Raw genomic sequence first — 15552 nt, 5'->3', positions numbered from 1 at the left:
TTTTGCGATGGTATTGAATGGGAGCGACTTTTGGCTTTGCGCAAGCAAAACAAGGGAAGCGAGCAGTCAAAACCGGAGCAATATGGTTAAGCTACTAAGAGCACACGGAGGATGCCTAGGCGCTAGGAGCCGATGAAGGACGTGGCGAACAACGAAACTGCCTCGGGGAGCTGTAAGCAAGCTTTGATCCGGGGGTGTCCGAATGGGGAAACCCAGCTGGGGTAATTTCCAGTTACTCATAACTGAATACATAGGTTATGCAGAGGCATACCAGGGGAACTGAAACATCTAAGTACCCTGAGGAAGAGAAAACAATAGTGATTCCGTCAGTAGCGGCGAGCGAACGCGGAGAAGCCCAAACCAGAGAGCTTGCTCTTTGGGGTTGTGGGACGTCTCACATGGAGTTACAAAGGAACCGGTTAAGCGAAGAGGTCTGGAAAGGCCCGCCAAAGAAGGTAAAAGCCCTGTAGTTGAAAGTTGGTTCCCTCCGAGACGGATCCCGAGTAGTGCGGGGCACGTGAAACCCCGTATGAATCCGGCAGGACCATCTGCCAAGGCTAAATACTTCCTAGCGACCGATAGTGAAGCAGTACCGTGAGGGAAAGGTGAAAAGCACCCCGGAAGGGGAGTGAAATAGAACCTGAAACCGTGTGCTTACAAAAAGTCAGAGCCCGTTTTAGGGGTGATGGCGTGCCTTTTGTAGAATGAACCGGCGAGTTACGTTCCCGTGCAAGGTTAAGGTGAAGAGCCGGAGCCGCAGCGAAAGCGAGTCTGAATAGGGCGACTGAGTACGTGGACGTAGACCCGAAACCGGGTGATCTACCCCTGTCCAGGGTGAAGGTGCGGTAACACGCACTGGAGGCCCGAACCCACGCATGTTGAAAAATGCGGGGATGAGGTGGGGGTAGCGGAGAAATTCCAATCGAACTCGGAGATAGCTGGTTCTCCCCGAAATAGCTTTAGGGCTAGCCTCGGAAAACAGAGTCGTGGAGGTAGAGCACTGATTGGGTGCGGGGCCCGCAAGGGTTACCAAGCTCAGTCAAACTCCGAATGCCATAGACTTACTTCCGGGAGTCAGACAGTGAGTGCTAAGATCCATTGTCAAAAGGGAAACAGCCCAGACCATCAGCTAAGGTCCCCAAGTGTGTGTTAAGTGGAAAAGGATGTGGAGTTGCACAGACAACCAGGATGTTGGCTTAGAAGCAGCCACCATTGAAAGAGTGCGTAATAGCTCACTGGTCGAGTGACTCTGCGCCGAAAATGTAACGGGGCTAAACACACCACCGAAGCTATGGCTTGATGCTTTGCATCAGGGGTAGGGGAGCGTTGTATAAGGGTTGAAGGTGTACCGTAAGGAGCGCTGGACATTATACAAGTGAGAATGCCGGTATGAGTAACGAAAAGATCAGTGAGAATCTGATCCGCCGAAAGCCTAAGGGTTCCTGAGGAAGGCTCGTCCGCTCAGGGTAAGTCGGGACCTAAGGCGAGGCCGAAAGGCGTAGTCGAAGGACAACAGGTCGAAATTCCTGTACCACCGTAAGCCGTTATGAGCAATGGGGGGACGCAGTAGGGTAGTGACGCGGACTGATGGATGTCCGTCTAAGCAGTAAGGCTGATGTGTAGGCAAATCCGCACATCATTAAGGCTGAGCTGTGATGGGGAGCGAAAATTGTAGTAGCGAAGGTCATGATCTCACACTGCCAAGAAAAGCCTCTAGCCAGGTGATGGTGCCCGTACCGCAAACCGACACAGGTAGGCGAGAAGAGTATTCTAAGGCGCGCGGAAGAACTCTCGTTAAGGAACTCGGCAAAATGACCCCGTAACTTCGGGAGAAGGGGTGCCCCGGTAGTGTGAATAGCACGAGGGGGCCGCAGTGAAAAGGCCCAAGCGACTGTTTAGCAAAAACACAGGTCTGTGCGAAGCCGTAAGGCGAAGTATACGGGCTGACGCCTGCCCGGTGCTGGAAGGTTAAGGGGAGTGGTTAGGAGCAATCCGAAGCTGTGAACCGAAGCCCCAGTAAACGGCGGCCGTAACTATAACGGTCCTAAGGTAGCGAAATTCCTTGTCAGGTAAATTCTGACCCGCACGAATGGCGTAACGACTTGGGCGCTGTCTCAACGAGAGATCCGGTGAAATTTTAATACCTGTGAAGATGCAGGTTACCCGCGACAAGACGGAAAGACCCCATGGAGCTTTACTGCAGCTTGATATTGAATTTGGGTACGATCTGTACAGGATAGGTGGGAGCCTTTGAAGCATGAGCGCCAGCTTGTGTGGAGGCAACGTTGGGATACCACCCTGATCGTATCTAGGTTCTAACCTAGTACCGTAATCCGGTACGGGGACAGTGTCAGGTGGGCAGTTTGACTGGGGCGGTCGCCTCCTAAAGAGTAACGGAGGCGCCCAAAGGTTCCCTCAGAATGGTTGGAAATCATTCGAAGAGTGCAAAGGCATAAGGGAGCTTGACTGCGAGACCTACAAGTCGAGCAGGGACGAAAGTCGGGCTTAGTGATCCGGTGGTACCGCATGGAAGGGCCATCGCTCAACGGATAAAAGCTACCCTGGGGATAACAGGCTTATCTCCCCCAAGAGTCCACATCGACGGGGAGGTTTGGCACCTCGATGTCGGCTCATCGCATCCTGGGGCTGAAGTAGGTCCCAAGGGTTGGGCTGTTCGCCCATTAAAGCGGTACGCGAGCTGGGTTCAGAACGTCGTGAGACAGTTCGGTCCCTATCTGTCGTGGGCGTAGGAAATTTGAGAGGAGCTGTCCTTAGTACGAGAGGACCGGGATGGACGTACCGCTGGTGTACCAGTTGTTCCGCCAGGAGCACCGCTGGGTAGCTATGTACGGACGGGATAAACGCTGAAAGCATCTAAGCGTGAAGCCCCCCTCAAGATGAGATTTCCCAGTATGTAAGACCCCTTGAAGACGACGAGGTAGATAGGCTGGGGGTGGAAGTGCAGCAATGCATGGAGCTGACCAGTACTAATCGGTCGAGGGCTTATCCAATTAGCAAGTGATAATTCGCGTGTTTCGTTTCGAATCTAGTTTTCAGAGAACAACAACTCTGAAATGTAAGCTACGCGTTTGGTGGCGATGGCGGAGGGGTTCCACACGTACCCATCCCGAACACGACCGTTAAGCCCTCTAGCGCCGATGGTACTTGGACCGCAGGGTCCTGGGAGAGTAGGACGCCGCCAAGCGAACTCTTTCATCATACATAGAAAACAAGCTCTGCATGTGGACGTTGTACGATGAGTTGCATTTGCAATGCAAATGCATATTATTCCCTGATAGCTCAGTTGGTAGAGCACTCGACTGTTAATCGAGTTGTCACAGGTTCGAGCCCTGTTCGGGGAGCCAGTAAGGCCCGTTGGTCAAGGGGTTAAGACACCTCCCTTTCACGGAGGTAACAGGGGTTCGAATCCCCTACGGGTCATATAGATGGAGGCTTAGCTCAGCTGGGAGAGCATCTGCCTTACAAGCAGAGGGTCGGGGGTTCGATCCCCTCAGCCTCCACCATATAAACTTTATAACGACGCGGGGTGGAGCAGCCCGGTAGCTCGTCGGGCTCATAACCCGAAGGCCGCAGGTTCAAATCCTGCCCCCGCAATTATACTTTCCTTTGAGAAAGTGATCTGGAACCGTGGTGTAGTTGGCCTAACATGCCTGCCTGTCACGCAGGAGATCGCGGGTTCGAATCCCGTCGGTTCCGCCATTTTTATACTTATTAGTACCGCATGCGGAAGTGGCTCAGCGGTAGAGCATCGCCTTGCCAAGGCGAGGGTCGCGGGTTCGATTCCCGTCTTCCGCTCCAATTTTTGCGCCCTTAGCTCAGCTGGATAGAGCGTTTGACTACGAATCAAAAGGCCGGGAGTTCGAATCTCTCAGGGCGCGCCATTATAACTTCAAATTTGCCGGCGTGGCGGAATGGCAGACGCGCTCGACTCAAAATCGAGTGGGAAACCGTGGAGGTTCGAGTCCTCTCGCCGGTATATATAACGGGATGTAGCTCAGCTTGGTAGAGCACCTGGTTTGGGACCAGGGGGTCGCATGTTCAAATCGTGTCATCCCGATCTCGAAAAAGTACTATCTAATTATAGATAGTACTTTTTTATGTTTATCTTTATAAGTTACGATCATTACAAGTCGGATACTATCACAATATGCGCACTAACATAACACGTGCGGGTTCCCCTCTTCAGACGACGAGTTAGTTTTGCATAAAGCCCCGTTATTTAGGTCACAATAGGTTTAAAAAGTGATAGAAGGGGTTCATGTGAACACGTTTAACTTCAGGAAACAATTCAAGAGACGCTGGCGACGGTGGAAACGAACATTATGGATGACCGCGGCTTTACTTGTAGTTACCATATTGGCTTATAGCGGTTTGCCTATCTCATCTACGATTGAACGTTTGCTCACGACTAATTTCAGTGAGGCAACCAGTGTGATGGGACCTGTTACGCAGGAAACAAGATCTGAACAGGAGATTCAGGCGTTAGTAGAGCAACTTGATGCTGATCCGGATCATTTAACGAGTGTAGTTTTGGAAACACAGTACATCTGCGGAGTGGAGACAGAGCAGTTAGGCAAGATGGCTAGACCACAGTTGAAGATGCTGCTGGCTCAACATCCGGAATGGGATGCTAACGTTGGCACATCCGATGAGCTGCATCTGAAGCAACGTGTAGATGACCTTTCACCGCTCTGTAAACAGCAGGCGTATATCAGCATAGATGCTGTAGGTAATCTTAATTTGTATGAGGGTAAGCCAGCAGAAGAGAAGGTCATTCGTACATTCTTTCAATTGGATGTTGGGACGTTGGAGAGTTCTTTGCCTGAAGGCGTACTGGAGCAATTGCAGCAGGGCATTCGAATTCAGGATAAGGATGAGTATGATAGCGTAATCTCTACGTTCAGTGACTATGCAGTGGATGAAGACCATCATCTAATCCGCAATGGAGGGTAGTCCAATAGTCCTCACCTAAAGCATTAAGATGCTGAAGTACTGATAAGATGGTGGGTATAGCAATAGCATTGGGGGTTTACGAAACTAGGGATAGACCCCCAAATATGTGGAATGTGATGAAGGACATCGAAGAGATGTCCTTTTTGTTGTTTGAATTGAAATACATGAAAATACGTATAAATATGTAAAAAATACACGAATAAAGACGAGTAATCGGTTAGACAAAGTTTTTCCTGCCGCAGGGTCTATCTTTTGTTATAATGAAATGAACGATACATATGTTCGCTTTTGTGAGGGAGAGATGGTTTTGCGTTTTTTGGGAATTGACCCGGGGATTGCGATTGTTGGTTTTGGTTTTGTGGATAAAATCGGCAGTAAGGTGGTACCCGTACAATATGGATGTATTCAGACGGAAGCTCATACCCCTGAAGAGGAACGGCTGCTTCACGTATATGAAGGTATGGTGCAATTGATTGATAAATACAAACCGGACGCAGTAGCGCTGGAGAAACTTTTTTTCAATCGGAACGTTACAACAGCGATGTCTGTCAGTCAGGCCAGAGGAGTTATGGTACTCGCTGCCGCGCAGAAGGGTTTACCTATTGCAGAGTATACGCCAATGCAGATCAAGCAGGCCGTTGTTGGGTACGGTAAAGCAGAGAAGAAGCAAGTACAGGAGATGGTCAAAATGTTCTTGCGTCTTCAGGTCGTTCCTAAACCGGATGACGTAGCGGATGCATTGGCTGTAGCTGTGTGCCACGCACACTCTTATACATTAAATTCCAAGTTGAATGAGGTATTGCGAAAATGATTGATTTTCTAAGAGGACAGTTCATTCATGTAGAGAATGATTATATTGTGCTGGATGTTCATGGTGTGGGGTATCGCGTATTCTGTCCGAACCCATTTGCGTTTGCGAAGCAAGAAGGCGAAATTACGGTGTACACTCACCATCATGTGCGTGAGGATGCGATGTTGCTGTTTGGATTTGTTACACGAGATGAACAGCGTTTGTTCCGTAAACTGATTGAAGTATCTGGTATCGGTCCAAAAGTAGCGCTGGGCATACTCGCTGGTGGTACACCAGAACATGTGGTTACGGCGATTTACCAGGAGAATCTTACGTTCTTGACCAAATTGCCAGGCATTGGCAAGAAGACTGCACAACGCATGATCCTGGATCTCAAGGATAAGCTGGATAGTTTTGGCACGGCAGCTTATGCAACAGGTTTGTTCGCTCCTCCATCGGAAGAGTCAGGAAGTGGTTCAGCCTGGGATGAGGCACGTGAAGGTCTCAAGGCACTTGGGTATACTGACAGTGAGCTTGATAAAGTATGGCTCAAAATGAAAAAGGATGTTACTACAGCGGATTCCGTTGATGTGTTGATGAAAAAGGCGCTGCAAATGCTGTTTACGGGATAATACAATTTGCATATTATAATTTAGCTGTAGCCTGCAAAAAAAGGTAGGGATGAACATGGATGATCGGATTATTTCCGCGAACCTGATGATGGAGGACCAGAATGTTGAGTTGAGCCTTCGTCCCCGGTATCTGAACGAATATATCGGGCAGAATCAGGTGAAGGAAAATTTAAAGATATATATTGAAGCTGCCAAATTTCGTAATGAGGCATTGGATCACGTTTTGTTATATGGACCACCTGGACTTGGTAAAACAACACTTGCCAATATCATTGCCAACGAATTGGGCGTTAATTTACGAACTACGTCAGGCCCGGCCATTGAACGCCCGGGTGATCTGGCAGCATTGTTAACCAATCTGCAGGAAGGCGATGTCCTGTTTATTGATGAGATTCATCGTTTGCATCGTACGGTTGAAGAAGTCATGTACCCCGCTATGGAAGATTCCGCATTGGACATTATGATTGGTAAAGGTCCAAGTGCACGTTCCGTTCGGTTGGATCTGCCGCCATTCACTCTGATTGGGGCTACAACGCGCGCTGGCTTGCTGTCTGCGCCACTTCGAGACCGATTTGGTGTTATCAGTCGCTTGGAATTCTATACGGTTGATGAGCTGGCTTACATCGTCTCACGCTCTACAGAAATTTTGGGTGTGGAGATTGTGGGAGATGCTGCGGAAGAGATTGCATTGCGCTCACGTGGGACACCGAGGATAGCGAACCGTTTGTTAAAACGAGTACGTGACTTTGCACAGGTACGTGGTGATGGAATTATAACGCAGACACTGGCAGAAGAAGCGCTGCAACGTCTCCAGATCGATCCACGTGGCTTGGATGACATTGATCATAAGATGCTCAAATCTATGATCAACAGCTTCCGGGGGGGGCCCGTAGGATTGGATACAATTGCTGCTACAATCGGTGAAGAAAGTCAGACGATCGAGGATGTCTATGAACCGTATCTGCTTCAGATTGGTATGATTCAGCGTACACCAAGGGGCAGGATCGTAACAGATCTCGCCTATCATCACTTGGGTCTTCCTGTTCCACCAAGAGATGGGAAATAATCGAACCTGTTGAACATGCTCATTTGAACGTTCACCATAAACATTGAAATAATTACGTGTTAATCCGATATAAAATGAAAGAAATGCATGGAGAGGAGTCTGATTGTGGGAAAAGCAATACGAACGAAGAAGTGGAGTCGTCGATTGAAGGTACTGGCGGCAGCTCTTTTGACAGTGGGTTGTCTGCAAGTGCCTGCGTATGCAGCAGGAAATGATGGACAGACGATCCGGGTAGCCATGTTTGCGAATCTGGGTAGTACGTATAAATCAACTACACCACTCATTACGCTTGAATCGACGGGACAATGGAGCATTCAATCGGAGAGTGGCGCAAATGTAAGCCTTCCGGCAGGACAAGTCCGTTTCAGTGCAGATGGATTCCGAGTGAAGGTGTTGGAAACAGCGGACTTTAAGGCAGCATCTGCAGCAGCAAAATTGTTGCAGGCAACCGCGGATAAGCCGTTGCTGTTCACAACCTCTTTGAATGGAAATGCGATCTACCAGCTCTACACTGGTAACTATGCAACGGAGGCACTTGCTGGACAAGCTGTTACACGGATACAAAAGGTAGCAGCAGCTCAATTGGCTGGTCAAAAGCCAGCTGTAACGGGAAGTAAACGCCTGTCTGCTGGAACCTATGGTTCGATTCAGGAAGCAGAGGCAGCTCAAGCCAACCTTTTATCAACAGGAGTTAGTGCCTATCCAGTCCTTCAACTAAGTGGGGGAAGTCAAGCATATGCAGTATGGGTGGGTGAAGCTTCAACGGATGCGGAATTATCCACATTGAAGAAAAGTGTGGAAGCCAAAGCTCCGGGGGTAAGTCTTTCACCTGTCAACAATAGCGCAGGGCTCATCATCCGTCAGGATGCAGGATTAAGTACGGATGCACTGAAAACAGCTCCGCATTACACCATTGCAGGTACTGATTCCAAAGCATTGGTACAAGGAAATAGCAATGGTATCAAAGTGGTGGAGCGTTCCGAGCGAACGTATCGTGGAGATATGGAAATCAGCATCGTGAGCGGTGATCTGGCGTTGGTCAACGTCGTTCCACTGGAGCAATACCTGTACTCTGTCGTAGGGGCAGAGGTGTATTCCTCCTGGCCTGCTGAGGCTCTGAAAGTCCAAGCCGTAGCTGCTCGATCCTACGCGCTTCAACAGGGTGAACGTTTCAAAATAGCGAATGTCGTGGATACGACGCTCAGCCAAGCCTATAACGGGATTGGTTCGGAGAATGATAAAGTAACCAGCGCAGTAGATGCAACGGCTGGAGAAGTGGTCAAGAGCGGTGGTAAAATCATCGAAGCTGTGTTCTCCTCCAACGCGGGCGGACAGACGGCTCATCCTTCCGAGGTATGGAACGGCGGAGCAGGTGTGTTCACCAATGTGGTTAGCTCAGGGGATACATCGGCCCAGGCAGGATTACATACGTGGTACCATGTGATGCTCAGTTCAGGCGTTAGCGGGTACATTCGTGAGGATAACATCAAAGAATTAACGACAAAGACCAATGCGGGACTGGCCAAAGTGACGGTAACGGCTCAGAATACCAATGTGCGTGCCATTCCGTTAATTCAATCCACCGTTGAACCTGTAGCCAAAATGAATCCAGGTAACGAAGCTGTTGTACTGGCAAAAGTGGCTCAATCCAACGACTATGCCTGGGTGAGAGGACCTTTCACGTCAGCTCAGTTGGTTAAATCTCTTCAGGGTAAAACAACAGCATCTGTTCCTGCTTCAATCTCAACCTTGGAAGTAACCAAGCGTGGACCTTCCGGAAGAGCACTTGAAGTCACTGCCAACGGACAGGCTATGACGGTGAAATATGCAGATACCTACCGCTCTGCGTTGGGTGGATTACCGAGCACTTTATTTGATATTGCAGGGACCGGAAGTTATACTGTATTAGGCGCTGACGGCAAAACAGCCAGTAAAACCGGCTCAAATGGGGCCTCTGTATTGTCTTCCTCTGGTACAGGAACGTCATCCGGTAATGCACTTGTGGTTATGAGTGGTGATGGTCAAGCGAGAGCTGTAACGCAGGGTCAGACCTACATGTTCATCGGTCATGGTAATGGCCACGGATTGGGCTTGTCCCAATGGGGAGCCAAAGGTATGGCAGATGAAGGGTATGATTACCAGGCAATATTGAAACACTATTATCAAAATGCGACTATTGTTAAGGAATGAAACTAAAATGAATGTGAACTTATATGATTTTGAATTACCAGAGCAATTGATTGCACAGACGCCGCTGCTTGATCGCACGGCATCCCGATTGCTTACCTTGAACAAAGATAGTGGTGAGATTAATCATCAAACATTTCCTGATATCATCGACTTTCTGGAGTCTGGCGATACATTGATTCTGAATGATACCCGTGTTCTTCCAGCCCGTCTGTTCGGTACAAAAGAAGATACCGGAGCAAAAGCGGAAGTGTTATTGCTTAAAAATGTGGAAGGCGACAAGTGGGAAGCACTGGTTAAGCCGGGTAAAAAACTGAAAGCCGGTTCGGTCATCGTATTCGGTGATGAACTGAAAGCGATCATTGAAGAAGAAGGCGAGATGGGGGCACGTACACTCACGTTCACGTATAATGGAATCTTCCAGGAGATTCTGGACCGTTTGGGCGAGATGCCGTTGCCACCTTATATCAAAGAGACATTGGATGACCGCGAACGGTATCAGACCGTGTATGCCAAGCATGAAGGATCGGCGGCTGCACCTACGGCGGGACTACATTTTACGGATGAATTGTTGGATCAGATTCGTGCCAAAGGCGTTAATGTCGCCTTCATCACGCTTCATGTAGGACTGGGAACATTCAGACCGATGTCTGTAGATGTTGTAGAAGATCATGTCATGCATGAGGAGTATTACTCCTTGTCACAAGAAACAGCAGACCTGATTAACCAGACAAAAGAGAATGGACACCGCGTTTTTGCGGTTGGGACAACGAGCTGCCGTACTTTGGAAACGGTAGGGAGCAAATTCGAGGATGGATTACTGCAAGCGAGCAGCGGATGGACCAGCATTTTCATCTATCCAGGCTACTCCTTTAAAGTGATCGATGGGATGCTTACGAATTTTCATCTTCCGAAATCCACGTTGGTGATGTTGGTTAGTGCACTTGCAGGCAGGGAACATATTATGCAGGCATATGAGGAAGCCATTCAAGAGCAATACCGCTTCTTCAGCTTCGGCGATGCCATGTTGATATATTAGAAGCAATTTCATAACTCACTAATAAAGGTATTATGAAATTGCTTCATTAGTATAACGATTAACTTTTAGAGGATGATTAAAACCAATGGCAGCAATTACGTATGAACATATCAAAACTTGTAAACAGTCCGGTGCACGTCTGGGACGTGTACATACACCTCACGGTATCATTGAGACACCGACCTTTATGCCTGTAGGTACACAGGCGACTGTCAAAACAATGAGCCCTGAAGAATTGAAAGAAATGGATGCTCAGATTATCTTGAGTAATACGTATCATCTGTTTCTAAGACCAGGACATGAAATTATTCGTGAAGCTGGCGGATTGCACAAGTTCATGAACTGGGATCGTCCAATTTTGACGGACAGCGGCGGATTCCAAGTGTTTTCTCTCAGCGAGATGCGCAAAATTACGGAAGAAGGCGTTAACTTCCGCTCCCATCTGAACGGAGACAAGAAGTTCCTTTCTCCTGAAGTGGCGATGGAAATCCAGAATGCACTTGGCTCCGATATTATGATGGCGTTTGATGAATGCCCACCGTATCCGGCTGAATATGAATATGTCAAAAAATCACTCGAAAGAACGAGCCGCTGGGCAGAACGTTGTCTCGAAAGTCACGCTCGTCCGCATGATCAAGGTTTGTTTGCCATCGTACAGGGAGGCATGCATGAAGATCTTCGCCGTCAGAGCGCCGCAGATTTGACTTCCATGGATTTCCCGGGGTATGCTATTGGTGGACTGAGTGTTGGAGAACCGAAACATTTGATGTATGGTGTATTGGATTACACGTTACCTTTGTTGCCATCCAATAAACCACGTTATTTGATGGGGGTAGGTTCGCCCGATGCATTGATTGAGGGATCAATTCGTGGAGTGGACATGTTCGATTGTGTTCTGCCTACTCGGATTGCCCGTAACGGAACAACAATGACCAGTCAAGGACGTCTGGTAGTTCGTAATGCCAAGTTTGCAACTGATTTTGGGCCTCTTGACCCTGAATGTGATTGCTACACTTGTCGCAACTATTCCAGAGCTTACCTGCGTCATTTGATCAAAGCAGATGAAACATTTGGCCTGCGTTTGACGACAATCCATAATCTTCATTTCTTGCAGAATTTGATGCGTAATGTACGTAAAGCCATTATGGAAGATCGTTTGCTTGATTTCCGGGATGAATTTTTCGATCAATATGGTCTTCATGACAATGACAAAGGTTTCTGATTGAGATTTAAAGGAAACCGGCGTAACAAGCAATATCTGTATGTATAGTCGATAAGGGGGAGTTTTGAATGTTTCAAGGAATGCCTCTAGCAGGAGCGCAAGGCGGTGGGATCGTATCTTTGATTGTACCTTTAGTACTCATGGTTGCGATTTTCTACTTCTTAATGATTCGTCCACAGAACAAAAAGCAAAAGCAACGGAATTCCATGCTGAGCCAATTGAAAAAAGGCGATAAAATTGTAACGATTGGTGGCCTTCACGGTACGATCGCTGAGATTACGGACGATGTGGTTGTATTGCGTGTAAACGATGTAACTAAGCTTACATTTGACCGTAATGCAATCAGCACGGCTGTAGCTCGTGATACGGCTGTTGAATAGTTACTGTAACATAGAATAACGAGGGTGCGTTTGTGGCGTATTCCTTAGTAGAGAACCGGTCTCCCTGGAGATCGGTTCTCTTTTTTTTATGAGGGAAGGTCGATGTACTCACCAGTCAATCAGGAACGATGTGTGTTAACGCCAAACATGCCACCGAGAGCTGAGATGAAGAAAGCACTGAGTAGTTGCAAACTATCTTTCCAATTAAACGAAGCATCCAACGCGAGAAATCCGATCAACAGTACAAGGAGTCCATATACGATTCCGGTAATCCCTCCGTAGTACCATCCTTTTTCACCAGAGCGTTTGCCTGCCACGAAACCACCAACCAATAACGACAAGCCATGAACAACATAGGTATACAACGAGAGGTCCTGTTCCCGCATTCCGCTCATCCAGAGAAACAAGGAGAGAATTAATGCTCCGATAAACATCCATACAAAAGCCTGACAGAGGCCTGACAGAATCGGATTGGACACTCGAAACGAAACCAAGCGGCGGATCAATTGCATGAAGCAACCCCCTTGTACAAGTTATAAGTTAATACAGTGTATGGTCAAGCCTTCGGACTTATGAACTGATTTCCATTAAATGAACGGATTATTTCTGCATGAGCATGTAAGGTTCAGGTCAAAATAGGGATTGCACTACAGCTAACTGTCAAAAACTCAGTTTCGAAGGAGGACCCCTATTGTGAACTTCCCAGATGTCGGAGCACATATCTTTCGAACCATTCTCATGTACTTTCTTGTGTACTGTGCTATTCGGGTTATGGGTAAACGTGAGATCGGTAAGCTATCCATGTTTGATCTGGTCGTGTCGATTATGCTCGCGGAGATGGCTGCCTTTGTCATTGAAGATATAGATAAACCTTTGTCTCATGGGATTGCACCCATGCTGACGGTCATCATCGTGCAAATCGGAATGGCCTTTGTCGGTTTGAAAAGTCGGAGACTGCGCTTAATGATTGATGGCAAACCTACCGTATTGATATCCAAAGGCGTTCTTCATCGGGATGAGATGCGCAAACAGCGATATAACCTGGATGATCTGTTGTTACAGCTTCGTGAACAGAATGTAGATAGTATTGGAGAAGTTGATTTCGCCATTTTGGAGACTACAGGTAAGCTGACCGTGTTTCCTAAAGATCAGAATGATTCTAATGGCAGCAGTAGCAGTTCTTCTGACTCTGACTCAGAAGGGTCTTCTTCCAGTAAATCCAAAGCAGGAAAAAATCAGATTGATGGATTCCCCAATATCAAATATGAAGGTCTGCCACTGCCCTTAATTATGGACGGCAAGGTCCAAGATCAGAATCTGGAACTCATTCAGAAAACGAGATTTTGGCTAAAAAATCAAATTCAGCACAACGGAATTATGGATTTCAAAGATGTGTTTATATGTTCTATCGATCACAATGGCAAGGTGTATGTAAGTCCAAAAGATGATAAAAAGTGAACATCATTTGCTTGACCGACGTTTGAACCATGAACCTATAAAAGGAGCACGGGACAGATCATGGAAGTCAATCATCTTGGTCCAGCCCATAACGATGAAATAAACGATGAGGCCAACGAAAGGAGCGAGAAGCATTCGGACCCAGAAAGGCAAAATCATGGCAGTCTCTTCGTATACAAGCAGGGTTGCTGCTCCCATAATAAACATTCCGGCTCCCGTTTTGACCCAATCCATGATCTTGAAGCGGAACTGTAGCATTTTACGTACGCTTTGGGCATGTAATAGGGTAACCACAGTAGAATTCACACAGATCGCGATAACTGCACCGAAGATGCCATACTCGGGCCGGGAAGCGAGCGTTAAAATCAACGTGATTTTGATAACAGCACCGATAAATGTATTTAGCAGTGCTTTGCCTGGACGGTCAAGGGCTTGCAATGCAGCTTGAAGAGGGGCTTGAATATAAATGAACAAAGCAAAAGGAGCCATTAGCTTAAGCATGCTTCCGATCGATGCATCATTATACAGAACAAGACACATCGGTTCGGCAAGCACATACATAAACACAGAAAACGGAGCACCTGTCACGAGTGCCAAACGTAATGCTTGATGCATTCTTTTGTGAATCAGTGCGCGATCTCCCTGAGCAGAAGCTTCGGACAGTGAAGGTACAAGTGATGTCGCAAGCGATGAGGTTAGTGCCCCTGGCAGCAGCAGTAAAGGGATAATCATACCTTGTAGTGCACCATACTGTGCTGTGGCAAGTCCTTTGGATATGCCTGCCAGAGCAAGACTCTGGGCAGTGACAATGGTTTCAGCCAGATAGGAGAGAGAGCCAACTAATCGACCTGCCGTAACGGGAACAGAAATCGCAAGCAAACGCCGAATTAATCCGGTCTGCGTAGTATCTGTATCTTTCATAACTGGGGTTCCTGTGGTTATAGGCTTGCTTGAGAGATTGGACATATTCTGATGATTACCTAGCGGCAACTCATTCTTCTGCCTGTTATACTTCCACAAGAGTACAAGCATACCGCCGAATTCTCCAACGAGTGCGCCCAGCATGGCACCTGCAGCCGCCTGTGCAATACCGTGGGGGAGGAGAAGCCAGGCAAACCAGATGACACAGACGATGCGAATGATGGTTTCAACAATGGATGAAATGGCAGTAGGCATCATATTTTGCTTGCCTTGGAAGTACCCTCTGTAGACGGCAGATACCGCGATAATGGCAATCATGGGGCTCATACTAACGAACGTATGGTACACCCGTTCATCTGTGAGCACGTACTTGGTAACCCATGGTGCAAATATAATGCACAAAAACATGAATACTACACCCAACGTCAGCGTGAAGCTTAAGCTTATTTGCAGGATGCGCTGGGGGGAATAACGATTGGCACCGGTGTCAGCTTCGGCTACGAGCTTGGCTACTGCTAGCGGAATACCACCCGTAATTAATGTCACCAGTACGATAAAAAAGGGATAGCTCAATTGGTAGATGCCAACACCTTCTGCACCGATGACTCGTGGCAGCGCTATGCGGGGGATGAAACCAAGTATTCGATTAACTATGCCTGCCGCGAGCAGGATCATGGCCCCCTGGATAAATGTCTGTTTCTTCAAGACTACCCCTCTTTCCCGGTTGAAAGTACAGGTTATCATCATAAACGGGACAAAGCCGTTGTACTTCATCCTATGCCAGTCCTTCATCTTCTCATGACAACTTGGACACGATTAACAAAAAGAACCATAACCAGCAAGAAGGAATATGATCAGGCGAAGTCGAATGATGTAATATTGA

General features: G+C 47.7%; 11 protein-coding genes, 9 tRNA genes and 2 rRNA genes. 20 read left to right on the top strand and 2 right to left on the bottom strand.

The features are described 5' to 3' along the window. Window positions 1-84: 84 nt before the first annotated feature. From MHI06_RS23155 to yajC, 19 genes are all read left to right on the top strand, one after another. A 23S ribosomal RNA gene (locus MHI06_RS23155) occupies window positions 85-3011 on the top strand. Between the two features lie 77 nt (window positions 3012-3088). Then, a 5S ribosomal RNA gene (gene rrf / locus MHI06_RS23150) occupies window positions 3089-3205 on the top strand. An 84-nt stretch (window positions 3206-3289) separates the two neighbouring features. Then, a tRNA-Asn gene (locus MHI06_RS23145) sits at window positions 3290-3365 on the top strand. Window positions 3366-3369: 4 nt separating this feature from the next. Further along, a tRNA-Glu gene (locus MHI06_RS23140) sits at window positions 3370-3441 on the top strand. Window positions 3442-3448: 7 nt separating this feature from the next. After that, window positions 3449-3524 (top strand) — tRNA-Val (locus tag MHI06_RS23135). A gap of 17 nt (window positions 3525-3541) precedes the next feature. Beyond that, window positions 3542-3615 (top strand) — tRNA-Met (locus MHI06_RS23130). Between the two features lie 27 nt (window positions 3616-3642). Beyond that, window positions 3643-3720 (top strand) — tRNA-Asp (locus MHI06_RS23125). 24 nt (window positions 3721-3744) lie between these two features. Then, window positions 3745-3819: transfer RNA gene (locus tag MHI06_RS23120), tRNA-Gly, on the top strand. Between the two features lie 6 nt (window positions 3820-3825). After that, window positions 3826-3902 (top strand) — tRNA-Arg (locus MHI06_RS23115). A gap of 16 nt (window positions 3903-3918) precedes the next feature. Beyond that, window positions 3919-3997, top strand: a tRNA-Leu gene (locus tag MHI06_RS23110). Window positions 3998-4004: 7 nt separating this feature from the next. Beyond that, window positions 4005-4078 (top strand) — tRNA-Pro (locus MHI06_RS23105). A gap of 203 nt (window positions 4079-4281) precedes the next feature. Beyond that, complete coding sequence (locus MHI06_RS23100) at window positions 4282-4974, top strand: BofC C-terminal domain-containing protein (RefSeq protein ID WP_340399240.1); 693 nt, start codon at window positions 4282-4284, stop codon at window positions 4972-4974. Window positions 4975-5281: 307 nt separating this feature from the next. Continuing rightward, entirely contained in the window at window positions 5282-5785 is a 504-nt protein-coding gene (gene ruvC / locus MHI06_RS23095; protein WP_017686765.1) for a crossover junction endodeoxyribonuclease RuvC, read from the top strand. Continuing rightward, entirely contained in the window at window positions 5782-6396 is a 615-nt protein-coding gene (gene ruvA / locus MHI06_RS23090; protein ID WP_169481806.1) for a Holliday junction branch migration protein RuvA, read from the top strand. Before ruvC ends, ruvA begins: the two co-directional genes overlap by 4 nt. 55 nt (window positions 6397-6451) lie before the next feature. After that, the gene (gene ruvB / locus MHI06_RS23085; RefSeq protein ID WP_017686767.1) at window positions 6452-7462 is read left to right on the top strand and encodes a Holliday junction branch migration DNA helicase RuvB; all 1011 of its coding nucleotides are present in this window, start codon (window positions 6452-6454) and stop codon (window positions 7460-7462) included. A gap of 105 nt (window positions 7463-7567) precedes the next feature. Further along, window positions 7568-9652: a SpoIID/LytB domain-containing protein gene (locus MHI06_RS23080; RefSeq protein WP_340399239.1), complete on the top strand. Its 2085-nt coding sequence runs from the start codon at window positions 7568-7570 to the stop codon at window positions 9650-9652. Window positions 9653-9659: 7 nt separating this feature from the next. Next, complete coding sequence (queA, locus tag MHI06_RS23075) at window positions 9660-10688, top strand: tRNA preQ1(34) S-adenosylmethionine ribosyltransferase-isomerase QueA (RefSeq protein ID WP_169481809.1); 1029 nt, start codon at window positions 9660-9662, stop codon at window positions 10686-10688. Window positions 10689-10773: 85 nt separating this feature from the next. After that, window positions 10774-11910 (top strand): tRNA guanosine(34) transglycosylase Tgt, encoded by a 1137-nt coding sequence (gene tgt / locus MHI06_RS23070; RefSeq protein ID WP_036616872.1) that lies wholly within the window; start codon window positions 10774-10776, stop codon window positions 11908-11910. 68 nt (window positions 11911-11978) lie between these two features. Further along, a complete protein-coding gene (gene yajC, locus MHI06_RS23065; protein ID WP_036616875.1) occupies window positions 11979-12290 on the top strand; it encodes a preprotein translocase subunit YajC in 312 nt (103 codons plus the stop codon). Between the two features lie 119 nt (window positions 12291-12409). Here the strand turns inward: yajC and MHI06_RS23060 are convergent, their stop codons facing one another. Next, entirely contained in the window at window positions 12410-12802 is a 393-nt protein-coding gene (locus tag MHI06_RS23060) for a TIGR04086 family membrane protein (RefSeq protein ID WP_017686772.1), read from the bottom strand. A gap of 181 nt (window positions 12803-12983) precedes the next feature. On the opposite strand from MHI06_RS23060, the gene MHI06_RS23055 reads away from it, so the two are divergent. Continuing rightward, window positions 12984-13748, top strand: a complete 765-nt coding sequence (locus MHI06_RS23055) for a DUF421 domain-containing protein (RefSeq protein WP_340399238.1) — start codon at window positions 12984-12986, stop codon at window positions 13746-13748. Window positions 13749-13751: 3 nt separating this feature from the next. Here the strand turns inward: MHI06_RS23055 and spoVB are convergent, their stop codons facing one another. After that, window positions 13752-15374: a stage V sporulation protein B gene (gene spoVB, locus MHI06_RS23050; protein ID WP_340399237.1), complete on the bottom strand. Its 1623-nt coding sequence runs from the start codon at window positions 15372-15374 to the stop codon at window positions 13752-13754. Window positions 15375-15552 lie beyond the last annotated feature (178 nt).

Source organism: Paenibacillus sp. FSL H8-0079 (assembly GCF_037991315.1).
Taxonomy (GTDB): Bacteria; Bacillota; Bacilli; order Paenibacillales; family Paenibacillaceae; genus Paenibacillus.
The sequence above is the reverse complement of the archived record's forward strand: the minus strand, read 5'-3'. Positions and strand labels throughout refer to the sequence as shown.